The organism is Georgenia wangjunii (genome assembly GCF_036421975.1).
GTDB lineage: Bacteria > Actinomycetota > Actinomycetes > Actinomycetales > Actinomycetaceae > Georgenia_A > Georgenia_A wangjunii.
In genome coordinates this window covers 22005-43726 of the sequence record NZ_JAZGON010000005.1, presented here as the reverse complement: position 1 = coordinate 43726, position 21722 = coordinate 22005, and the positions used below count along the sequence as shown (strand labels likewise).

Here is a 21722-nt window from a genome sequence, read left to right as displayed (position 1 = left end):
TCGTGGGTGGGGGAGGCGGGAGTGCGTGGTTCGTGCGTTGCGCCGTGGTGAGGTGCGGCCGGCGCAGCGCGGCCGGCGGTGCCAGGGTGTGCCCACCTGCGGCGCTGGTGCGGCGGGCTCAGCCCGCGCTGCTCGGAGCCCGGAAGGGGCCGATCGTGATGAGCGGCTCGCCGTCGTGGTTGTCGGGGAAGTCCTCGGCCGTGAAGAGTGGCGCGATGGCGAGCGCCGCGCCGTGGCGCCGGGCGAGGCTCCCGAAGAGGGCGCGGGAGCCCGCGTTGTCCTCGGTGATGGTGGTCTCGAGCGTGCGCACCGGGGGGCCTGCCCGACCCGCCGGGTCCACGAGGAGGTCCTCGAGGAGCCGCGTCGACAGGCCCCGCCCGCGGTGGTGCTCGTCGACGGCGATCTGCCAGACGAACAGGCAGTCGGGTCGCGTGGGCCTGCGGTAGGCGAGGACGAAACCGACGACGTCACCGTCGGTGGTCGCGATGCGGCACGTGCCCGCGAAATCTCGGCAGAACAGCAGGTAGGCGTACGAAGAATTGAGGTCGAGGGTCCCGGAGTCGCGTGCGATGCGCCACATGGCGGCGCCGTCGCGCATTCTGGGAACGGTTATCTCAATAGTGGCCGGACGGGATGGGTCGTTCTTCTCTTTCAACGGCATACGGCACCCCACCCTAGGCGGACGGCGCTGCGATGTGAAGCGCGCAGGGGCGGCGTCGGGGTGTGCTCGGATTCATTTCACGCGGAGCCGCACGGACTTATCGCTGCCCTCGTGCGGGATACGGCGGGTTGCGTCGCCGGGCTGACGGGCGGTCTCAGAGCGTCCGTATGGCGAGACGAACGTGGGGGCCCGTGCGTGCGGGTGCGTGGGGGCCCGTGCGTGCCGGGCGAGCTGCGCGCGCCCGGTCACGCCCGCCACTGCCGCCACCTGCCCCCGCTCCAGGTCGCCCCGTCACGACCGCGCCACCCCACGGTCGTGAACGGCTCGCCGTGGTCGTCGATGCGGTGGACACCGGCCCGACCGTTGCAGACGATGGGCAGCTCGAGCCACCAGGCGTAGGCGCCCGAATCGACGCGGACCTTGATGAGGAGGCGTTCGGTGTCACCCTTCGCCAGCGTGAATGACGGCGCTCTCGGCTCCGCGGAGCCAGGGTCGCTGTAGTGCACACCCGGGTCCTTGCCGTCGATGTCGATGACGTAGACCCGGGGCGTGACCGGAGCCCCGCCACCCAGCCCCTGGTCGGCGAGGACCCCGGCACCGACGTCGACCGGCTCCGCGTGGAGGCGCGGGACGTCGATGATCAAGGCCGCGTCGGAGAGAGCCTGGAGTGTGACGAGCAGGGTCGTCGAGGCTGCGTCCTCGGCCCCGTGGTCGTGCGCCCAGCGCCACCACCCGGCGCCCGGCTCATTCGGGACCGACTGCGGGAACGCACCGCCGGGAAAGAAGTAGGAGTCGGAGAAGGTGAGGTAGCTGAGGTCGATCTTCGCCGGGTCCGTCTCGACGTGGACCGCGAGGCCGGAGCTGGAGAAGCGACCCGTCGACCAGGAGCGGACCCGGTCGCCGAGCGGCGTGAACAGCGCGACCGCGAGCAGGCCGAGCACTGCGGCGGCGGCGCCGAGCAGGAGCTCCATGCTCGCCGAGGCTAGACCCGCTCGGGTTCGTGCGGAAGGCCTCGGATCGGGCTGGCCGCGGCGCGGCTGCCTGCGTCAGCGCCCCGCGGCGTAGCCCTGGGCGCCGCGGGGGTTGGCCGCCGCGCTGAGGACGCCGGTGGCGGGGTCGACGCCGACGCAGGAGAGGCGGCCGAGCGTCCACGGCCCGGATCGTGACACCCGGTGCCCGCGCCGCTCGAGGTCGGCGATGACGTCCTCGCCGAGACGGTCCTCGACGACGGCGCCCGCCGGTGTCCATGTGCGCGGCCAGAAGGAGCCGGGCACCGACGTCGTGTGGAGCATCGGGGCGTCGATCGCCTCCTGCGGGGCGTACCCGCCGACGATCGTGCGCAGGAGGTAGAGGAGCTGCCACTGGTCCTGCTGGTCCCCGCCCGGAGATCCGAGTGCGAGCGTGGGGCGGCCGCCGGTGAGGACGAGAGTCGGGGTCAGCGTGGTGCGGGGGCGCCGACCTGGCGTGAGCGTCGCCGGGGACCCGGGCTCCAGCCAGCACATCTGCAGGCGGGAACCGAGGCAGAAGCCGAGCTCGGGGATCGTCGGCGAGGACTGGAGCCAGCCGCCGGACGGGGTCGCGGAGATGATGTTCCCCCAGCGGTCGACGACGTCGATGTGGCAGGTGTCTCCGCGGGTCTCGCCGGTCGGGGCGACCGTCGGCTCGCCGACGCCCGCCATGCTGGCCCGGCCCTGCGCCGTCGGCGGCGTGTACTCGGTGCGCAGCGGCGGCACGAAGGGCGTGCGTCCCTCTGGCGTGCCGGGGCGCAGCTCGGCGGAGGCGCGGTCGGTGATGAGGGCGCGCCGCTCGGCGGCGTAGGCGGGCGAGAGCAGCGTGGTGAGAGGGACGTCGTCGTCGCCGTAGTACGCCTCGCGGTCCGCGAGGGCGAGCTTCTGCGCCTCGAGGATCGTGTGCGCGCCGACGGCGGTCGAGGGGTCGAGGTGGTCGTCGTCGAAGCCGTCGAGGATGGCGAGGGTCTGCAGGAGCGCCGGCCCCTGACCCCAGGCGCCGGTCTTGGCGATGGTGAGGCCGCGGAACTCGAGCGTCGTCGCGGGCTCGTACCCGGCTGAGAACGCGGCGAAGTCCTCGACCGTCATGACGCCCGCGTGGTCGGTGCCCGAGGAGTGCCGGTGCGGGGTCCGGAGGAAGTCGACGGCCGCGCGGGCGACGAAGCCCTCGCGCCACTCGCTCCGGGCGGCCTCGATCCGGTCCTCGCGGCTGCCGACGGGGCCGGCGTCGACGCGCGTGCCGGCCGGACCGGTGCTCGTCGTCGCGTGCCCGGCCTCGAGGAGGCGCTCGAGGGTGCGGGCGTAGGCCTCGTTCCGGACGGTCTCGCCGGCGCGGGGCGGCCGGCCCGCGGGCATCCACTGCTGGGCGGAGGACGGCCAGTGCTGGCGGAAGAGGTCGGCGACGGCGCCGATCGTCGCGCCGACCCGCTCGAGCACGGGGTGCCCGTCGCGGGCGTAGCCGATGGCGTAGGCGAGGACGTCCGCAAGCTCCCACGTGCCGTGGTCGCGCAGAAGGACGAGCCAGGCATCGACGGCGCCGGGCACGGCCGCGGCGAGGGCACCGGAGCCGGGCACGAGCTCGAGGCCTTCGGCGAGGTAGTGCTCGCACGTGGCGCCGATGGGGGCAGGTCCCTGACCCATGAGGACGGTGGGGGTCGGGTCGGTCGCGGTGGCGAAGATGGCCGTCATGTCTCCGCCGGGACCGTTGAGGTGCGGCTCGACGACGTGGAGGACGAACCCCGCGGCTGCCGCCGCGTCGAAGGCGTTGCCTCCGCGCTCGAGCACGGACTGGGCGCACGCGGTGGCGAGCCAGTGCGTCGTCGCGCTCATGCCGAAGGTGCCCTGCAGGGTCGGGCGGGTCGTGAAGGCCGGGGGAGCGGTGTACGTCATGGGCGATCATCTTCCTCGCTGGCTGCTGGTGCCGCGAGGTGGCCGCGGCTGACGGCGACGCCGGGCAGTTCGGCGGTGTGCACAGGCCGCGGAGCGATGTCAGTGCTCCGCCTTAGTCTTCACACAAGCGTTCGAGGTAGAGCGGAGGTGAGGACGATGGCGGCGATGCCGGCGGACGTGGGGCCGGACCAGCAGCGTGATGTCCTCACCGCGCCGGGCGGCGCGTGCGGGCCGCAGACGCCGCCTACAGCCGGTATGGGAGCCTCCTTCGCCCCCTGGGCGGTCGACCAGCCCGGGCACGACGCCGGTCGTGCCGCCGGTCGTGCCGCCGGGCGTTCCAGGGCGACCGATGCCGGCGCCACGATCGCCAGCTCCACTCCCCCCGGTGGCCGCGGTTCAGCCGACGTCGACGTCACTGGGGGCGGCTCAGCCGAGACGGCCGGTAGTGGGTGCAGTTCAGCCGACGCTGACCGCTCCCAGGGCAGCGTCACGGCACCCCCCGACGGTCCTCGTGTCGGCGGTGTGTGCGGCGCTGGCTGGGCTGCGAGCGGGTGCACCGGGTGCGTCGGCCAAGGACTGGGAGCGCGGTGAGCGGGAGTCGGTGATCGGCTCCCTGGACGCGATCGTCCGGGACGTGACTCTGTACCGGGGGCAGGTGCTCCTGGCGCACAAGGAGGACGGGAGGTGGGGCACAGCGCGGGACCGGGACTTCACCGACTGGCGCTCGCGGACCACCGGCGCCGGTCGCGGGGCCGCGGCCGGGGAGCTGGGCCTGGCCGAGGGCCTGGACGCGATGCCCGGCGTCGCCGGCGCAGTCCAGGACGGCACGATCACCCTGGAGCACGCCAAGACGTTGACCCGGTTACGGGAGCACGCCTCGCCCGAGGTCAAGGACGCCCTGGAGGGGGACCTGGGTACCGAGCTCCTCGACCTCGCCGCGACCGTGGCCGCGCCCGAGCTCGCCAGGACCGCCAAGACGCGGGCGGCGGCGATCGACGCCGCCGCCGCACAGGCGAGCTTCGATGCCGTCCACGCCCGCCGGACGCTGACGATGCGACGGTCTGCGGGCGGGAGGAAGGGTGAGTTCTTCCTCGACGACGTCGACGGCACGACCGTGGACACCGCGATCGACGCCATCGTCGGCAAGCCCGCCAAGGACGACACCCGCACCCGCGAGCAGCGCCGCGCCGATGCCCTGGTCACCATGGCCGCCCGCGTCCTGCAGGTCGGCGCCGACCGCAACGGCGCCCAGATCCGCCCCCACCTCTCGCTCCTGGTCACCGAGGAGACCTGGACCGACGTCGTGCGTCACCGGGCCGACCTCGACCGGGTCCTTGCGACCCCGCCGCCCGGGCCCGGGCAGCCCGGCCACTCCTTCTACCGCCCCGAGCCCGACGACACCGACCCGAGCGCCGGCACCCGGCCCGGCACGGCCGGCGCGGCCGGCGTGGCGGGCGTGGCGGGCGCGGCCGGCGTGGCGGGCGTGGCGGGCGCGGCCGGCGTGGCGGACGGCCACTCGGACGCGTCGGGCACCGACGGCGGTGGAGCCCCGGCGGACCGGGATAGCGACTGCGCAGGGCGGGGTGGTACGAGGACCGGCGAGGACGGCACGCCCACCGACGGGACGTGGCAGCTCCCGCCGCTGCGGCCGCTGCCAGCCCTTCCCCACGTCGAACCCGCCATCCTCGAGGACGGCTCGATCGTGCCCCTGACCGAGCTCGCCCGGATCATGTGCGACTGCGAGATGACGCGCATCGTCCTCGACGCCCACGGCGTCCCGACGGACGTCGGACAGACCCAGCGCCACTACACCCGCGAGCTGCGCCGAGCCGTGACCGCCCGGGACCGGCACTGCCAGTGGCCCGAGTGCACCCTGCGCGCCTCGTGGTGCGAGGTCCACCACATCACCTGGTGGTCCAACGGCGGAGCGACCTCCATCGAGAACGGCCTCACGCTGTGCAGCTACCACCACCACCGCGTCCACGCCGACCACATCCGCATCACCACCCTGCCCGGCGGCCACGCCTTCCACGACCGACACGGCACCCCCATCGGCACCAGCCTCTACACCGCGCGACCGAAGCGCTCCGCTTGCGCGGGAAAGAACGAGCCCGACGGCCTCACACCACCACGACCCGGCACCGGGACACCCCTGCCGACGACCGAGCGGAGAGGACTGCCCTCGACGCAGGGGACAGGGTTGTTCACGGTCACCGAGGCGGCCCTCGGCGGTATCGGAGAAGCAGCTCCGCCCACTGCCGAGGGGACGGCTCCGCCCGGGGCCCAGGGGACGGCTCCGCCCACGAACGTGACGACCGCACCGCCTACGACTACGGGGACGACCGCACCGCCTACGACACCGGGGGCGACTGGGCCTGGCCGCGATCGCCCACCGTCAACTCGCCGGACCACGCGCAATCGACCCCCGAAGTACGCGCCCATCCTTTTCGACGTCGGCGACCCGCCTCTCTGAGCCACAAGGCGGAGACCCGGGCGATGCGAAGGGTGCGCGCTAGGACATCGGACCGGCGTCGCGCCCTGTGCCCCCTGCGCGCAGGGCAAGACGCCGCACCGGTCAGACCTCTGCCGTCACCGCGCCGATCCGGCCGAGCGCCCGGTCCATGACGTGTGCCACCTCGAGCGTCGAGCTCAACGGCCACAGGGGGCTCTCTGTCAGGCCGGCGGCGAGGCAGTCCTGCACGTGCCGCAGCATGTGGACGTACCCGCGGCCCACGTGCCGCCGCTCGACGTGCTCGGTCCGGCCCCCTCGGTGCACACGCAGCGCGGGCATCTGCTCGAACGAGCCGGCGAGCTCGACCCACCCGTCGGTGCAGTCGACCCACGCCTGCCGCGACCGGTGGCTCGCGATCGACGTCGACAGCAGCGCCGAGGCGCCGCCCGCGTACCCGAGGAGCACCGAGACGTCCGTGTCGACACCCGTCGCCGCGAGCGACCCAACCGCGTGCACCTCGTGCGGCGAGCCGAGGACGAGGTGAGCCAGGGCGACGGCGTACACCCCGCCGTCGAGCATCGCCCCGCCGCCGAGCGCGGGGGAGTAGAACCGGCTGGCCTCGTCGACCGGCACCGGCCAGCCGATGTCCGCGTGGACGGTGCGTGGCTCGCCGAGCGTTCCGCCGGTGACGAGCTCGAGCAGGTGCTCGGTGTTCGGCAGGAAGCGCGTCCACATCGCCTCCATGCAGAACAGTCCCCGGGCGGTCGCGAGGGCGGCGAGCGTCGAGCCGTCCGGCTGCGTCGTCGTGAAGGGCTTCTCGACGAGCACGGCCTTGCCGGCCTCGAGGGCGAGCCGCGCCGCGGCGAGGTGCTGTGCGTGCGGGGTGGCGACGTAGACGACGTCGACGTCGGGGTCCGCAACGAGGCCCTCGTACGACCCGTAGGACCGGGCGAACCCGTGCGAACCCGCGAAGGCGCGCGCCCGCTCGCAGTCCCGGGAGGCAACCGCCCAGCGTTGCGCCCCGTCGACGAGGGCCAGCTCGGCCGAGATCGTCGCCGCGATGCGCCCGGTCCCGAGGACGCCCCACCGCCAGGTCACGACGTGTGCGCGCGGATCGTGCCGGCGTACCAGTGCGCGCTCGCCTTGAGGGTGCGCTCCTGCGTCTCGTAGTCGACGTGGACGATCCCGAACCTCTTGGAGTAGCCGTACCCCCACTCGAAGTTGTCGAGGAGCGACCACACGAAGTAGCCCCGCACTGGCGCGCCGGCAGCGATGGCGTCGCTGACGGCGTCGATGTGGTCACGCAGGTAAGCGATCCGGTCCTCGTCGCGGATGGCGCCGTCCGGCCCGACGGCGTCCGGGAAGGCCGCCCCGTTCTCCGTCACCATGAGGTCGAGGCCCGGGTGCTCGCGGTGCATCCGCAGGAGCAGCTCGGTCATGCCGCGCGCGTCGATCGACCAGCCCATCGCGGTGTACGGGCCGGGCTGCGCCGGGAACTCGAGGTCCGCGCACGCCGGCCACGGGCTGGCTGCGCTGTCGCCGTGCCCGTCGGCCTCCTGCCGCTCCCCGACGCCGTCGTACGCACGCACGACCGTCGGGCTGTAGTAGTTCACGCCGAGCAGGTCGAGCGGCTGGTGGATGAGCTCGAGGTCCCCGGGACGGACGAACGACCAGTCCGTCACCGACGACGTCGCGACGAGGATGTCGCGGGGGTACGTGCCCTGGAGCACGGGGTCGAGGAAGACCCGGTTCTGCAGGCCGTCGACGCGCCGGGCCGCCTCGGCGTCCGCCTCGGACTCGCCCGCGGCGCGCACCCAGGCGAGGTTGAGGGTGAGCCCGACCGTCGCGTCCGGGCGGTGGGCACGGATCGCCGTCGCGGCGAGCCCGTGCGCGAGGTTGAGGTGGTGCACCGCCGTGAGCGCGGCGGCGTGGTCCGTGCGCCCCGGCGCGTGGACGCCGCTGCCGTACCCGAGGTAGGCGGAGCACCACGGCTCGTTGAGCGTGATGAACGTGCCGATCCGGTCGCCGAGGCGCTCCGCCACGACCGCGGCGTACTCGGCGAAGCGCTCCGCCGTCGCGCGGTTGGTCCATCCGCCCTCGTCCTCGAGCGCCTGGGGGAGGTCCCAGTGGTAGAGCGTCGCAGCGGGCGCGATCCCCGCGGCGAGGAGCTCGTCGACCAGCCGTGAGTAGAAGTCGAGCCCCTCCTCGCTGACCGGTCCGAGGCGGGCCGCCGTGACCCCCGGCGTGATCCGCGGCCAGGCGATCGAGAACCGGTACGTCTGCAGGCCGAGCTCCTTCATGATCGCGACGTCCTCGACGTAGCGGTGGACGTGGTCGTCCGCGACGTCACCCGTGTCCCCGCCGAGCACCTTCCCGGGCGTGTGGCTGTACGTGTCCCAGATCGACGGCGTGCGACCGCCCTCGCGGACCGCCCCCTCGATCTGGTAGGCGGCGGTGGCAGCGCCCCAGAGGAAGTCCTTGGGGATGTGCTGGCCGGTCGGCCGGTCGGTCACGGGCGAGGGCGTCGCCGTCACCTCCGGGGCGGGGGGAGCCGTCGTCGTCGACGTGGTCTGAGGTCTGGTCTGGATGCTCATGTGGGTGTGAGGGCGCGCTGACGCCCCGCTCCGTTCTGCGGTGGTGGGGTTGGTTCGTGGGTCGGCCTGCCGGCCGGTGCTCTGGCGGTGTGCGGCTCATCAGTCCGACGGCGGGAGCTCGGAGTCCGAACGTCGCCGCCCGACCGTCGCGGGGCCGCAGCGGGGCTCAGCCCTTGACCGCGCCGGCCATGATCCCGCTGACGATCTGCCGTCCGAGGACGATGAAGACGAGGATGACCGGCAGGGTGCCGACGAGCGTTCCGGCCATGATGATGGCCGTGTCCGGCACGTAGCCGCTGCCGAGGTTGTTGAGCGCGACCTGGACGGTCGGGTTGGACGAGTTGAGGGTGATGACGGGCCAGAAGAAGTCGTTCCAGGCCGTCATGAACGTGAGCATGCCGAGCACGGCCATGCCGGGACGTGCGATCGGCAGCACGATGCTCCAGAAGGTCCGGAGCGACGTCGCGCCGTCGACGCGGGCGGCCTCGAGCAGCTCGTCGGGCAGCGACTGGGACAGGTACTGCCGCATGAAGAACACCCCGAACGCCGTCACGAGGGTGGGGAGGATGACCGAGGGCAGTCGTCCGGCGAGGTCGAGCTCAGCCATGACCATGTAGAGGGGGACGACGCCGAGCGTCGGCGGGATCATCATCGTCCCGATCGCGATCGTGAAGAGCACCTTCTTACCGCGGAAGCGGAGCTTGGCGAACGCGAACCCGGCGAGGGTGCAGAAGAGCAACGTCGTGATCGTGATGGCACCGGAGACGATCGTCGAGTTGAGGATCGCCAGGCCGATGTTCTGCTGCTCGAGCGCGGTCTGGATGTTCGCCCACAGGTGCGGGCCCGGCGTGAGCGGCGGCGGCGAGGCGACCATCTCCGACATGGGTCGGCTGCCGGCGACGATCATGTAGTAGAAGGGCGCGACGAACAGGACCGCCGTGACGATCATGATCGCGTAGGTCGCCCAGCCGGCGGAGTCGTTGCCGCGCCGGCGTCGCCGGGGAGCGGCGAGCGTGGTCCCCGGGATGGCCGGGGGGCGTTCGAGGGTCGCGGTCATCGTCCGCCTCCGTCTGCGAGTCGTTCGCGGGTGCGCCAGCGCACGAGGGCCGCGTTGAGCGCGACCAGCACGACGATGAGCAGGAAGGTCACCCATGCGACGGCTGCCGCGCGTCCGAGGCTCCCGAACTGCCACCCCTGCTGGTACATGAAGAGGCCGAGCGTCTGGTACTGGTTGACCGCACCGCCGTTGGGCGTGCCGCCGCCGAAGAGGAGGGGCTCACCGAAGAGCTGGGTGGCGCCGATCGTGGAGACGACGACCGTGAAGAGGATCGTCGGGCGCAGGCCCGGCAGCGTGATGTACCGGAACTGCTGCCAGCGGCTGGCGCCGTCGAGCGAGGCGGCCTCGTAGAGGTCGTAGGGGATGGACTGCATCCCGGCGAGGTAGATGAGGGCGTTGTACCCCGTCCACCGCCACGTGACGATGACGGCGATGGCGATCTGCGCGCTGAGGTCGCCGTTGCGCCAGTCGATGGCATCGATGCCGATGAGCGAGAGCGTCCAGTTGGCGAAGCCGCCGTCCCGGCCGAAGATCTGTGCGAAGACGAGCGTCGACGCCGCCACGGAGGTGGCGTACGGCATGATCATCGCGATCCGGAAGAAGTTGCGCGCCCGCATCTTGTAGTTGAGGAGGTGCGCGAGCCCCAGCGCGATGAGGAGCTGGGGGACGGTCGACAGGATCCCGATCGTCACCGTCTTGAACAGGGCGTTGTAGAACTTCTCGTTCGTGAACAGCCACGTGAAGTTGCCCAGGCCCACCCACGTCATCTCCGAGTTGAGGGAGAAGTCGTAGAGGCTCACCCATGCCGTGTAGATGAGCGGGAACAGGCCGAACGCGACGAAGAGGATGAAGAACGGCGCGACGTAGACGTACGGCGCCGACCTCGCCTCCCAGCGGAAGACCCGGGACCGCAGGGTGCGTCGCGGGACGTCCGGCGGGGTGGCCGGTGGCGGCTCGGGGTCGGGGGCCGCGACCGCGGGCCGGGTGGTGATGGACGTCATGGCTACCTCTCGATGGACGCGGACGACGCCGGTGGGGCGACGGGCGGACGCGGCGGTGGTGCGCGTCGCGGGCGACGACGGTGGTGCGGCGGGTGGGCGGCGACCGTGGCGCGCCGCGGTCGGCGACGGTGGTGCGCAGGTGAACGCGACCACCGCGGGGCGCTCCGGCGGGCGGTGGCGCCACGGCCGGGCCGCGGCGCGGGGCGGGCAGTGGCGCCCGCCCCGCGCGGGGGCCTAGCTGACCTGGTTGAGGATCGTGGAGACCCCGTTCTCCCAGGCGTCCTCGGGGCTGACCCCGTTGACCTCGACGGAGAGGAGGGCCTGGACGAGGGCGTTCTTGGCCACGCCGTCGTCCGGGCCGAGGATCTGCGTCGGCGCGTTCTGGGCCGAGGTGGTGAACACCTCGCCGATGGGCGCGTCGTTGAAGTACTCGTCGGTGGCGTCCGCGACGAGCTCGATGGCACCGGTGTTGGAGGGGAAGTTGCCGACGTTGGTGAAGACCGCGGCCTGCTGCTCGGCGTCCGTGAGCCACGCGATGAGCTCGGCGGCCTCCTCCTTGTTCTCGCTGGCGGCCGGGATGCCGAGGTAGGCCCCGCCCCAGTTGCCGCCCTGGCCACCGGGCAGCGTCGTGATGTTCCACTGCCCGCTGCCGGCGTCGCCGGCCTTGCCCTTGATGTAGCCGATCATCCATGAGGGGCAGGCGATGGAGGCGAAGGTGCCGCTGCCGAACCCGGCGTCCCAGCTGGGGTCGACGAACTGCTCGAGCTTGGCCGTCAGGCCCTCCTGGCCCGCACGTGCGGCGAGGTCGAAGGCGTCGCGGACGGCCTCGTTGGAGTCGACGACGAGCTCGCCGTCGGCGTCGTAGTAGATCTCCGACTCGGTGGAGATGATGGCGTTGTAGAGGCCGCCGGCGGAGTCGTGGAACGCGCTGCCCTCGGGGGCGCTGGCCGCGAACTCCTCGCCGAGGGCGAGGAACTCCTCCCACGAGCCGAGCTCGCCCGCGAGCTCCTCCGGGTCGGTCGGCAGGCCGGCCTGCTCGAAGAGGTCGGTGCGGTAGCACAGGCCCATCGGCCCGATGTCTGTGCCGAGGCCGACGACGCGCCCGTCCTCGGTCGTGGCCGCGGCGGCCTTCCACTCGACGTAGTTCGCGACCTGGTCGCCGGCAGCCGTCTCGGACAGGTCCGTCCACAGGTCCGCCTGGTTCGCCGTGACGTCGGCGATGCGCGCCACCTCGATACCCTGGATGTCGGCGGTCCCGCTGCCCGAGTTGAGCTTCGTCTGCAGCGCGGGCCAGTACTTGTCCTCGCCCTGGGTGGACTCGTACTCGATCCGGATGTCCGGGTTCTCCTCCATGTACTGCTCGAACAGGCCCGACTCCTCGTAGCCGAATGTCCCGAACAGGGCGACGGTGAGCGTCGTCGTCTCGCCTCCACCGGAGGTGCTGCTCGAGCTCGAGCCCGAGCCCGAGGCCGAGCCCGAACTCTCGCCGTCGCCGCTCGCGTCGGCGGCGCCGCCGCAGGCGGACAGCGTCAGTGCCCCTGCGGTCATGGCCGCCAGGACGACGGCGGACTTTCCACGTGTGGTGCGCATGGTTCCTCCTCCCGGCCCGTGGGCCGGCTGGTACGGGGGGCCGCCAGCTCTTTCTGGTGACCCGGGTGCCACCCAGCTCGTCCTGGGCAGGTCGCGGAACTCGGTATGGACGCTATGGAAGCGGTTCCACGCCGTTCGCACACTCTCTCGGGTGTGACGTATTCGTGTCAAGGGGTTGTCGAGCGGGAGTTCGCCAGGTAGTCGCCAGGTCGACGACGTGCCGGCCCGTCCGCCGGCCCGTCCTCCGGCCCGTCCTCCGGTCTCGCGCTACGCGGAGTCGGGGTGACGAGCCCCCGTCTCCTCCGGCCTCGCGGTCAAGCGGAGTCGCGGGTGACGAGCTCCGTCGCGAGCGTGACCGAGGTGGCGTCGCCGCCGTCGGCGAGGTCGATGAGCATGCGGGTCATGTGGCGCCCCATGGCCTCGAGCGGCTGGCGCACCGTCGTCAGCGGCGGGTCGGCCTCGGCGGCGAGGGGGACGTCGTCGTACCCGACGACGGCGACGTCGTCAGGCACCCGAAGGCCGCGCTCACGCAGCGCGCGCAACGCCCCGACGGCCATGAGGTCGTTCGCAGCGAAGACGGCGTCGATGTCGCTCGCACGGTCGAGGAGGTCCGCCATGGCGCGGTAGCCGCTCGGGAGCGAGAAGTCGCCCGCGGCCACCCGCTCGGCCGGGAGGTCGATCCCGTTGTCCGCGAGCTCGGACCGGAAGCCGAGGAGCCGGTCGCTCGTGGCGGTCATGTCAGCCGGGCCGGAGATGGTGACGGGCCGACGGCAGCCGCGGGCGAGGAGCACCTGCGCGGCAAGGCGACCGCCGTTGACGTTGTCGGGGGTGACGTAGGGGAGCGCGACGCGCCGGCTCGGGGGGCGCCCGGCGAGCACGACCGGGATCCCGAGGCGCTGGACGCGGGCGGGCATGGGGTCGTCGCCGTGGACCGAGAGGAACATGGCGCCGTCGAGGTGGCCCCCGGCGGCGTACTCCTCGAGGCGGGCCCGGTCGTCGTCGTTCGCCACGACGAGGAAGAACAGCTGCCGGCGGCGCTCGGCGGCCGCCGCCTGCGCCCCGCGCAGGACGTTGGCGAAGAACGGGTCGGCGAAGAACCGGTCCCCGGACTCCGAGACGACGAACGCGAGCGAGTCGCTCCGGCGCGTCGCGAGCGAGCGCGCCGCCTGCTGGGGGACGTAGGACAGCTCGGCCGCTGCGCTCCGGACCGCCTCGCGTGCCCGGTCGCTGACCCGGGCGTCGCCGCTGAGGACGCGGCTCGCGGTGGCACGCGAGACCCCGGCCAGGCGAGCCACCGTGTCGAGGGTGGCGCCGGATCCCTTCGCGGGCGGGGTCATCGGCCTACTTCCCTCGGGTGCGCGTCATGCGGGCGGTCGCCACGGTCCACAGTATGCACACCTGCCCGGCGGGCCGTCGGAGGATGCCCGACGGCGAGGGGGCGCCAGCTACCGCGTGACCGTCACCCTGCCCGGGGCTGCGCGTCGCGGTAGCGGAGCCACCGGCGGACGACGATGACGAGAAGGACGGCGACGACGACGATGGCCACGCCGACGAGCACGGGGGCGAGGACGGCGGCGAGGACGAGCCCGACGGACGAGGCGTCTTCGGCCGTCGAGGTGACCGGGGCCCCGACCCCCATGGTCGATGCGTCGATGACGGGCCTGGACAGTGCCTTCGTCGTGTGCGTCGTGAGCGCGAGGAGGACGCCGAGCGCGACGGGCACCCACTGCCAGTCCTGCAGGAGGGTGGCGGGGTCGGTCACGGCTGCGGTCTGTGACGAGGACCCGGCGGCGAAGACGATCCCGCCGGACGCCGGGCGCACCGCCGTCTGGAGGAGGTCGTTGACGGAGTCGATCGCGGGGATCTTGTCCGCGACGACCTCCACGACGAGGAGGACGCCGAGGATGATGAGTGCGGGGGTGCTCTCGATCCACTGCCACCCCGCCGGGAGGGTGAGGAGGTCGGTGAACCGCGAGAGCAGGCCGATGCCGAGCAGGGGGATGAAGGCGTTGAGGCCGGCGGCGAGCGCCATCCCGGAGCCAGTGAGAAGCTCGAGCATCTGAGCAGAGTCCCACGGCCCACCCGTGCCCGCCCCTGCGGCGTGGGGTCCGCGAGCGCCGACCCGGGTCGGGGCTAGGACGCCTGATGCGGGCGGGGCAGCGCGGATCTTCGTCTCCGAGGTGACGGTCACGTCCCGCCTCGCCTCGCCCGTGCTCGCGGGTAGGGCTGCGCCCCGCCACCGCGTCCGCCACGCCCACGGCGTCGACGGCAGCGGGGCGCCCTCCGCTCACGCGCCCGAGCGGAGGTCAGACGGTGTCGCCGGCTGACTGCTCGAACGACGCACCGCTCGTGGAGCCCGCCGTCGGACCGTCCAGGCCCTCCGGCGCCTCGGTCGTGCCGCCGTCGCCACGGCCCGCCGGTGCGGGAGCGGACCGACCGCCCCGCCTGCCGGGTGCCACGCCCTGCTCGACCGCCTCCGTCATGCGCTTCTCGAGCGCGGCCGCCCTCTCGTCTGCCTCCGCCTGGCTGAGGCTGCCGTCCGCCACCGCCGCCTCGAGCCGCTCCGACGCCGCCTCGACGAGGGCGTCGACGACAGCGGCCGTCTCGACCCCCTGGGTCTCGGCGACGTCCGCCAAGGTCGACCCCTGCTCGAGCTCGGCGCGCAGCTCCTCGGTCGTCAGGTCCAGCGCCTCGGCGGCGGCGTCGAGCGAGACACCGCCCGTGCCGCGGGCGCCGTGGTGCCCGCGGCCAGCGAGGACGTCCGAGCCGGCGAGCGTCTCGGCCACGGAGTCCGCGGCCTCCTGCGTGAGGGTGCCGTCGTCGACGAGGCCAGAAAGGGCTTCCTTCAGCCGCTCGAGCCGGTCGGCGAGTGCCGGCTCGCTCGTCGTCGACGTCTGGTCCGGCGCGGTCTCCGCGCTCGCGGGAAGCAACGCGGCGCCGGTGAGGACGAGGCCCGCGAGCCCCGCGGCGCCCATCGCGGTGAGCCTGGTGGTTCTACGCATGGTGTCTCCAACTGTCGTCCGGGTGCGGTGGTCCGGTGTGGTCCGCACGACCGACGTTCGCCGCGCAACCTGCAGGCACGCTGTGACGCCGCTGTCGGGCGGCTGGGGATCACCGGAAGCGGTGAGGGCGGGGTCGCCAGACGGGGCGCCGCGCGCCGGCGCCGGCTCTCACATGCCCCTCACAGGACCGGCACAGGGATGACGAAGGGCGCGGTGGCTGACTGTTCACGTCAGATCTTCTCCACCCACTCCGGAGCGTCCACCGTGCCGAACCTCCTCCTGATCCTCGCCGACGTCGTTGCCGTCGCGCTCCTCACCTTCGCGCTGTACCTCCCGCGCCACCGACGGCGGGACCTGGCCGTCGCCTATCTCGGCGTCAACGTCGGTGTCCTGGCCGTCGCGGCGGCACTCTCCTCGAGCACCGTCGGAGCCGGCCTCGGTCTCGGCCTGTTCGGAGTGCTCTCCATCATCCGGCTCCGCTCGACGGAGCTCTCCCAGCGCGAGGTCGCCTACTACTTCTCCGCTCTCGCACTCGGTCTGCTCGGGGGCCTCGACGTGACGTCGGCCCCGGTGAGCATGGGCTTCATGGCCCTGATCGTCGCGGTCATGTTCCTCGGCGACCACCCGCGCCTGCTGCCGGGCCTGCGGCAGGAGACAGTCCTCCTCGACCGCGCCGTCGCCCGGCAGGACGAGCTCACCGCCCGGCTCGAGGAGCTGCTCGGTGGCCGCGTGCACTCCACCACCGTGCAGCGGCTGGACCTCGTCAACGACTCGACCCTCGTCGACGTCCGGTACAGCGCGGACGGCCGTGCGCCTCGCCGGCGTCGGTGGGCGCCGCAGAGCTCCGGCGCCGCCGTCTCCGGCAGCGGTCCGACCCCGAGTGGGGCTGCTAGCAGCGGTCCGACCCCGAGCTCGGCCTCGGCCGGCGGTCCGACGCCGAGCGCCGCCTCTGGCAGCGGTCCGACCCCGAGTCCCGCTGCTGGCATCGGGCGGGCCCCGAGTGCGGCCTCGGGTGGCGGTCCGGCCACGTCGGCGACCTCGGCTCGACGGGTCGGCGTCCGTGCGGGCGACGACGTCGCGCGCGCCGGCCACACGAGCGGCGCCCGATGACCGCCGGTGCGGCATGCCCGCCGCTGCGGCCCGCGTCCGTCCCGGCCACGACGCGCCCGCTCCCGCTCGGGCACCTCCCACACGTCGACCTCGCGACGCTGGACACGCACGCCGCGCTCCTCACGCGTGTGGACCGCAAGTACGTCCTCGGCCCAGCCGACGCCGCCGATCTCCTCGACGCCCTGCCCGCAGGCACGGGGGTCCTCGAGATCGCCGGCCGCCGGAGCTTCGCGTACGAGTCGGTCTACTTCGACACCCCGGCACTGCACAGCTACACGTCGGCCGCCCACCGCCGGCGCAGACGGTTCAAGGTCCGTACCCGCACCTACCTCGACAGCGGCACCTGCTGGCTCGAGGTGAAGACCCGCGGCGCACGGGGCACGACCGTCAAGCGCCGGGAGCCGTACGACGTGGGCGACCGCGCCACCCTCGTCGCGAGCGGCCTCCGCTTCGTCGACGCGATGCTGGCCGAGGCCTGCATCGACGCCGTGCCCGCGACCGACCTCGCTCCCGTCCTCACGACGCGCTACCGCCGCAGCACCCTCCATCTCCCCGGCTCGGGCGCGCGCGCCACGCTCGACACCGAGCTCGAGTGGACCTCCACGGACGCCCGCAGCCGCGGCGCCGGTGGGCTCGTCATCGTCGAGACGAAGACCGGGGCCTCACCGTCCGCCGTCGACCGGCTCCTGTGGGTGCGCGGTCACCGCCCGACCACCGTCTCCAAGTTCGGCACCGGGCTCGCCGCCCTCAACCCCGAGCTCCCCTCCAACCGGTGGCACCGCACGGTCCGCCGCCTCGACCTCGCCGCCTGACCTCGCGGCCCCCACCCGACTCATCTGGAGAAACCAATGCGCACCCCCATCCGCCCTCTCGCCGCCGCGCTCCTGCTCGGTGGCCTCCTCGCCGGGTGCTCCGCCGCCCAGGGCACGACCGCCGGTCCCACGGAGCAGTCGGTATCACCGGAGCCAGAGGCCTCCGCGGCGACGACCGTGACGGCGGCCAGCGCCCCGACCTCCGCCACGGCGGCCGAGGCACTGGCAGCCAACCTGCCCGCGCACGACGCCGCGCAGACGTGGGACGCGGCGGAGGAGGTGAGCATCGAGCTCGCCGACGGCGCCTCCACCTCCTCTGGCGACGGTGTGACGATCACCGGCGACACCGTCACCATCAGCGCGCCGGGCACGTACCGGCTCAGCGGCGCTCTCTCCGACGGTCAGGTCGTCGTCAGCTCGACGGGCGACGACGTCGTCCGCCTGGTCCTCGACGGCGTCGACCTCACGAGCACCACGACCTCCCCGCTCGCGTTCGTCGAGGCCGATGAGGCCGTCGTCGTCCTCGCCGACGGCTCGGAGAACCAGCTCGCCGACGCCGCCCGCACGCTCGAGGACGGCTCCGACGAGCCCGACGCCGGCCTCTACTCCACGGCCGACCTCACGATCACGGGCGAGGGCTCGCTCGACGTCCTCGGGAGCACGAACGACGGGATCGCGAGCAGCGACGGGCTGGTCATCGACTCCGGCTCGATCACCGTCGATGCGGTCGACGACGGTATCCGCGGCAAGGACTACCTCGTCGTCAACGGCGGAGACATCAGCGTCACCGCGCAGGGCGACGGGCTCAAGGCGGACAACGACGAGGACGCCACGGCGGGGTACGTCGCCGTCCTCGGCGGGACGGTGACCACCGAGGCGGGCGCCGACGGCCTCGACGCGGCCACCGACGTCGTCGTCGGCGGTGGCACCGTGGACGTCACCTCGGGCGGCGGGTCGACGGCGGCCCTCTCGACGGACGACTCGGCGAAGGGGCTCAAGGCGAACGTCTCCGTCGTCATCGACGGCGGCGCCGTCACCGTCGACGCCGCGGACGACGCCGTCCACTCCGACCAGGACGTCACCATCGCCGGCGGAGAGCTGGTCCTCGCGAGCGCGGACGACGGGCTGCACGCGGAGGAGGAGCTCACGGTCAGCGCCGGGACCGTCTCGGTCACCGGCTCCTACGAGGCGCTCGAGGCCGCGACCATCTCGATCGCGGGCGGCGACGTCACGCTCGTCGCGAGCGACGACGGCATCAACGGTGCCGGCGGGGACGGGACCGCGGCCGGCATGCCGATGGAGCAGGCGCAGGCCGGGGCGGCGTCGACCGAGTACTCGGTGACGATCACCGGCGGCACCGTGACCATCGACGCCGGCGGGGACGGGCTCGACTCCAACGGCACGGTGGACATGTCGGGTGGGACCGTCGTCGTCTCCGGACCCACGGAGTCGATGAACGGCGCCCTCGACGTCGACGGTGAGCTCACGACGAGCGGCGGCGTCCTGCTGGCCGTCGGCAGTCCCGGGATGGCGATGGCGCCGAGCTCGGACTCCCCGCAGGCCTCGGTCCTGGCGACGTTCGACACCCAGGCGGCGGGCACCGTCGTCCAGGTCGTCTCGGCCGAGGGAGACGTCGTCGCAGCCTTCGAGTCCGGCAAGTCGTTCGGCTCGCTCGTGCTGTCGAGCCCCGAGGTCGTCGTGGGTGAGACGTACGACGTCGTGGTCGGCGGCGCCACTGCGGGCACGGCTACAGCCGAGCTGCACGACGACGGCGACCTCACGGGGGCGAGCGTGGTGGCCAGCGTCGTCGCCGGGGACTACGCCGCGGGCGGCATGTTCGGTGGCGGAGCGGGTGGCGGCCCGGGCGGTCGTCCGGGTGGCGCCGGTGGCGCGGCCGGTGAGCCGTCCTTCTGAGGCGGCCGACGCCTCTCGACGCCGCCCGGACTGGTCCTCCCAGCCGGGCGGCGTCGTCGTGCCTGCGATCCACAGCCAGCGCACAGGGACTCCTCAGGCGCGTGAGAGGTCGGGCGCCGACCATGGACCCATGAGCGCCACCAGTGCCGACCGACCATCCCCGCGCGACGCCTTCACCCGGGCGGACGGCGCCCGCATCCGGGCCCTCGTCGTCGACGACGAGCCCGCCCTCGGCGAGCTCCTCTCGACCGTCCTGCGCTACGAGGGGTGGGACGTCGACACGGCGCTGACGGGCCACGCCGCCGTCCGCGCTGCCCGTCAGGAGAAGCCGGACGTCATCGTGCTCGACGTCATGCTCCCCGACCTCACCGGCCTCGAGGTGCTGCGCCGGATCCGGGGTCTCCACCCCGCCGTCCCGGTGCTGTTCCTCACGGCGAAGGACGCCGTCGAGGACCGGGTCGCCGGGCTCACCGCGGGCGGCGACGACTACGTCACCAAGCCCTTCAGCCTCGAGGAGGTGGTCGCGCGGCTGCGGGCCCTCCTGCGCCGGGCGGGTGCCACCACCGCCACCGAGGACAACGTCATCGTCGTCGGTGACCTCCGCCTGGACGAGGACAGCCACGAGGTGTCCCGGGCCGGCCAGGCGCTCACCCTCACGGCGACCGAGTTCGAGCTCCTGCGCTACTTCATGCGCAACCCGCGCCGGGTCCTGTCCAAGGCGCAGATCCTCGACCGCGTGTGGCAGTACGACTTCGGCGGGAAGGCGAACATCGTCGAGCTCTACGTCTCCTACCTACGCCGCAAGATCGACGCCGGCCGGGAACCGATGATCCACACGCTGCGGGGGGTCGGGTACGTGCTCAAGCCCGCCGACGGCGCCCCGGCAGGGGTGACGGCGCAGCGATGAGCCGCTGGACGCTGCGCCGCCGCCTGCTCGTCGTCCTCGTCGGCCTGCTCGCCGCGGTCGCCGCGACGACCGGGGCCCTCTCCACCCTCGCGCTGCGCGGCTCGCTCGTCGACCAGCTCGACGAGCGGCTGCTCGCCTCCGCCGAACGTGTCGTCGGTGCCCAGGGGCCGGGCCCGGGCGAGCAGCCGCCCGGCGCGGACCCGGGCGGACCAGCCCCGGGGGAGGGGCCGCCGGGGCTCGACGCCCCGGGACAGCGCGTCGGCACCGTCAGCGTGAGTGTCGCCGGGGGCGCGGTGGTCTCCGGGTACATCTCCGACGACGGTGAGCTGCGGTCGCTCACGGACGCGCAGGAGTCCGCGCTCCTCGCCCTCCGCCCGGGGGCGGAGCCGGCGACCGTCGAGCTCGACGGGCTCGGCACGTACCGGGCCGTCGCCGTGACGCCACCTCAGGGCGGCCTCGTCATCACCGGGGTCTCGGGCGCCGAGATCGACGCGACCGTCCGTGACTACCTCGTGGCCGAGGCCGTCATCGCCGCCGCGGGTATCGCCGCCGCCGCGGTGGTCGGTGGCGTGCTCGTGCGCCGCCAGCTCCGCCCGCTCGAGGAGGTGGCAGCGACGGCGACCCGGGTCTCGGAGCTGCCGCTGCACGAGGGCCAGGTCACGCTCGGGGAACGGGTCCCGGACCGGTACGCGGACGCGGGCACCGAGGTGGGGGAGGTGGGGTCCGCCCTCAACCGCCTCCTCGGGCACGTCGAGGGTGCGCTCCGTGCCCGCCACGAGAGCGAGACGCACGTCCGGCAGTTCGTCGCCGACGCCAGCCACGAGCTGCGCACCCCCTTGGCGTCGATCCGCGGTTATGCCGAGCTCGTGCAACGGCTCGACGGTGACCTCCCGCCGGACGCTGCGCGGGCGGTGCGCCGCGTGGAGCAGGAGGCGCGGCGGATGACGGCGCTCGTCGAGGACCTCCTGCTCCTCGCGCGCCTCGACGCGGGACGCCCCCTGGCTCGCGAGAGGGTCGACCTCTCGCTCCTCGCGGTCGACGCCGTCGCCGATGCCCACGTCGCGGGGCCGGAGCACGCGTGGGCGCTCGACATCCCGGACGTGGAGGACGCGGAGGCCGCGGCCGCCGAGGCAGTGGTCGTGGGCGACGAGGACCGGCTCCGGCAGGTCCTCGTCAACCTCCTCGCCAACGCCCGCGTGCACACTCCCGCCGGGACGACCGTGACGACGACGGTCCGCCGCGACGGCGACGACGTCGTGGTGCGGGTGGTCGACGACGGCCCGGGCATCTCCAGCGACCTCGTGCCGCGCCTCTTCCGGCGCTTCGCCCGGGGCGACGAGGCGCGTGCGCCGGGCAGCGGCTCGAGCGGCCTCGGGCTCGCCATCGTCGACGCCGTCGTCGGTGCCCACGGGGGACGGATCGACGTCGACGGCACCCCGGGGGCGACGACGTTCGCCGTGACCCTGCCCGCCGCGCCGGCGTAAGAGACGCCGGCGGCGCAGCGGACGAGCCGGCGGCGGGTGCGGCGAACGGGTGCCGGGTGGGTCATACGGCTAGCCGTTGGCGGTCATGGCCGTGCTCGCCAACGGTGCGGTGCTCTACGTCGTGCTCAGGCGTCATGGCGCAGCCTCCCTGCACCCGGATGCCGCCTGTGCGGACGGCCCTATGCGCCGCGCGGGGGCGCCGCTAGCCTCAGGCCATCCCGTCCCCGCGCTCGAGGAGCTC

Annotated in this window: 17 protein-coding genes; 6 read left to right on the top strand and 11 right to left on the bottom strand. The window is 73.5% G+C overall.

Translation table 11 applies throughout. From position 1 onward, the window contains the following. Positions 1 to 118 precede the first annotated feature (118 nt). The 3 genes from ectA to V2J63_RS09295 all read right to left on the bottom strand — a co-directional run bounded on the left by ectA (position 119) and on the right by V2J63_RS09295 (position 3558). Positions 119 to 598, bottom strand: coding sequence for a diaminobutyrate acetyltransferase (gene ectA / locus V2J63_RS09305; RefSeq protein ID WP_331230758.1), 480 nt, complete (start codon positions 596 to 598; stop codon positions 119 to 121). A gap of 308 nt (positions 599 to 906) precedes the next feature. Next, positions 907 to 1632 (bottom strand): hypothetical protein, encoded by a 726-nt coding sequence (locus tag V2J63_RS09300; RefSeq protein WP_331230757.1) that lies wholly within the window; start codon positions 1630 to 1632, stop codon positions 907 to 909. Positions 1633 to 1707: 75 nt separating this feature from the next. After that, entirely contained in the window at positions 1708 to 3558 is a 1851-nt protein-coding gene (locus tag V2J63_RS09295; protein WP_331230756.1) for a gamma-glutamyltransferase family protein, read from the bottom strand. Positions 3559 to 4192: 634 nt separating this feature from the next. On the opposite strand from V2J63_RS09295, the gene V2J63_RS09290 reads away from it, so the two are divergent. Beyond that, positions 4193 to 6031, top strand: coding sequence for an HNH endonuclease signature motif containing protein (locus V2J63_RS09290; protein WP_331230755.1), 1839 nt, complete (start codon positions 4193 to 4195; stop codon positions 6029 to 6031). 102 nt (positions 6032 to 6133) lie between these two features. Here V2J63_RS09290 and V2J63_RS09285 read toward each other — a convergent pair whose 3' ends face one another. The 8 genes from V2J63_RS09285 to V2J63_RS09250 all read right to left on the bottom strand — a co-directional run bounded on the left by V2J63_RS09285 (position 6134) and on the right by V2J63_RS09250 (position 15254). Beyond that, complete coding sequence (locus tag V2J63_RS09285) at positions 6134 to 7108, bottom strand: Gfo/Idh/MocA family protein (protein WP_331230754.1); 975 nt, start codon at positions 7106 to 7108, stop codon at positions 6134 to 6136. After that, entirely contained in the window at positions 7105 to 8604 is a 1500-nt protein-coding gene (locus V2J63_RS09280; protein WP_331230753.1) for a GH1 family beta-glucosidase, read from the bottom strand. Before V2J63_RS09280 ends, V2J63_RS09285 begins: the two co-directional genes overlap by 4 nt. Positions 8605 to 8770: 166 nt before the next feature. Then, complete coding sequence (locus tag V2J63_RS09275) at positions 8771 to 9661, bottom strand: carbohydrate ABC transporter permease (RefSeq protein ID WP_331230752.1); 891 nt, start codon at positions 9659 to 9661, stop codon at positions 8771 to 8773. Beyond that, positions 9658 to 10662: a carbohydrate ABC transporter permease gene (locus V2J63_RS09270; RefSeq protein WP_331230751.1), complete on the bottom strand. Its 1005-nt coding sequence runs from the start codon at positions 10660 to 10662 to the stop codon at positions 9658 to 9660. Before V2J63_RS09270 ends, V2J63_RS09275 begins: the two co-directional genes overlap by 4 nt. Before the next feature lie 234 nt (positions 10663 to 10896). Further along, positions 10897 to 12252, bottom strand: a complete 1356-nt coding sequence (locus V2J63_RS09265) for an ABC transporter substrate-binding protein (RefSeq protein WP_331230750.1) — start codon at positions 12250 to 12252, stop codon at positions 10897 to 10899. A gap of 314 nt (positions 12253 to 12566) precedes the next feature. After that, positions 12567 to 13589, bottom strand: coding sequence for a LacI family DNA-binding transcriptional regulator (locus tag V2J63_RS09260; RefSeq protein WP_331230749.1), 1023 nt, complete (start codon positions 13587 to 13589; stop codon positions 12567 to 12569). A 122-nt stretch (positions 13590 to 13711) separates the two neighbouring features. Beyond that, positions 13712 to 14311: a DUF4126 domain-containing protein gene (locus V2J63_RS09255; protein WP_331230748.1), complete on the bottom strand. Its 600-nt coding sequence runs from the start codon at positions 14309 to 14311 to the stop codon at positions 13712 to 13714. Positions 14312 to 14558: 247 nt separating this feature from the next. Continuing rightward, positions 14559 to 15254, bottom strand: coding sequence for a hypothetical protein (locus tag V2J63_RS09250; RefSeq protein ID WP_331230747.1), 696 nt, complete (start codon positions 15252 to 15254; stop codon positions 14559 to 14561). A gap of 213 nt (positions 15255 to 15467) precedes the next feature. On the opposite strand from V2J63_RS09250, the gene V2J63_RS15800 reads away from it, so the two are divergent. The 5 genes from V2J63_RS15800 to V2J63_RS09225 all read left to right on the top strand — a co-directional run bounded on the left by V2J63_RS15800 (position 15468) and on the right by V2J63_RS09225 (position 21481). After that, positions 15468 to 16364 carry a DUF4956 domain-containing protein gene (locus tag V2J63_RS15800; protein ID WP_434056307.1) on the top strand — a complete coding sequence of 299 codons (897 nt, stop codon included), beginning with the start codon at positions 15468 to 15470 and terminating at the stop codon, positions 16362 to 16364. Continuing rightward, complete coding sequence (locus tag V2J63_RS09240; RefSeq protein WP_331230746.1) at positions 16361 to 17176, top strand: polyphosphate polymerase domain-containing protein; 816 nt, start codon at positions 16361 to 16363, stop codon at positions 17174 to 17176. The genes V2J63_RS15800 and V2J63_RS09240 overlap by 4 nt, the downstream gene beginning before the upstream one ends. A gap of 36 nt (positions 17177 to 17212) precedes the next feature. Next, positions 17213 to 19090, top strand: a complete 1878-nt coding sequence (locus tag V2J63_RS09235; RefSeq protein ID WP_331230745.1) for a carbohydrate-binding domain-containing protein — start codon at positions 17213 to 17215, stop codon at positions 19088 to 19090. 130 nt (positions 19091 to 19220) lie between these two features. Beyond that, positions 19221 to 19997: a response regulator transcription factor gene (locus V2J63_RS09230; RefSeq protein ID WP_331230744.1), complete on the top strand. Its 777-nt coding sequence runs from the start codon at positions 19221 to 19223 to the stop codon at positions 19995 to 19997. Then, positions 19994 to 21481 carry a sensor histidine kinase gene (locus V2J63_RS09225; protein WP_331230743.1) on the top strand — a complete coding sequence of 496 codons (1488 nt, stop codon included), beginning with the start codon at positions 19994 to 19996 and terminating at the stop codon, positions 21479 to 21481. Before V2J63_RS09230 ends, V2J63_RS09225 begins: the two co-directional genes overlap by 4 nt. Positions 21482 to 21722: the final 241 nt, after the last annotated feature.

What these genes read in the sequence shown, in the direction of transcription:
- ectA (WP_331230758.1), bottom strand. Translation starts at nt 598, where the DNA reads ATGCGCGACGGCGCCGCCATGTGGCGCATCGCACGCGACTCCGGGACC.
- V2J63_RS09300 (WP_331230757.1), bottom strand. Translation starts at nt 1,632, where the DNA reads ATGGAGCTCCTGCTCGGCGCCGCCGCCGCAGTGCTCGGCCTGCTCGCG.
- V2J63_RS09295 (WP_331230756.1), bottom strand. Translation starts at nt 3,558, where the DNA reads ATGACGTACACCGCTCCCCCGGCCTTCACGACCCGCCCGACCCTGCAG.
- V2J63_RS09280 (WP_331230753.1), bottom strand. Translation starts at nt 8,604, where the DNA reads ATGAGCATCCAGACCAGACCTCAGACCACGTCGACGACGACGGCTCCC.
- V2J63_RS09275 (WP_331230752.1), bottom strand. Translation starts at nt 9,661, where the DNA reads ATGACCGCGACCCTCGAACGCCCCCCGGCCATCCCGGGGACCACGCTC.
- V2J63_RS09270 (WP_331230751.1), bottom strand. Translation starts at nt 10,662, where the DNA reads ATGACGTCCATCACCACCCGGCCCGCGGTCGCGGCCCCCGACCCCGAG.
- V2J63_RS09265 (WP_331230750.1), bottom strand. Translation starts at nt 12,252, where the DNA reads ATGCGCACCACACGTGGAAAGTCCGCCGTCGTCCTGGCGGCCATGACC.
- V2J63_RS09260 (WP_331230749.1), bottom strand. Translation starts at nt 13,589, where the DNA reads ATGACCCCGCCCGCGAAGGGATCCGGCGCCACCCTCGACACGGTGGCT.
- V2J63_RS09255 (WP_331230748.1), bottom strand. Translation starts at nt 14,311, where the DNA reads ATGCTCGAGCTTCTCACTGGCTCCGGGATGGCGCTCGCCGCCGGCCTC.
- V2J63_RS09250 (WP_331230747.1), bottom strand. Translation starts at nt 15,254, where the DNA reads ATGCGTAGAACCACCAGGCTCACCGCGATGGGCGCCGCGGGGCTCGCG.
- V2J63_RS09240 (WP_331230746.1), top strand. Translation starts at nt 16,361, where the DNA reads ATGACCGCCGGTGCGGCATGCCCGCCGCTGCGGCCCGCGTCCGTCCCG.
- V2J63_RS09235 (WP_331230745.1), top strand. Translation starts at nt 17,213, where the DNA reads ATGCGCACCCCCATCCGCCCTCTCGCCGCCGCGCTCCTGCTCGGTGGC.
- V2J63_RS09230 (WP_331230744.1), top strand. Translation starts at nt 19,221, where the DNA reads ATGAGCGCCACCAGTGCCGACCGACCATCCCCGCGCGACGCCTTCACC.
- V2J63_RS09225 (WP_331230743.1), top strand. Translation starts at nt 19,994, where the DNA reads ATGAGCCGCTGGACGCTGCGCCGCCGCCTGCTCGTCGTCCTCGTCGGC.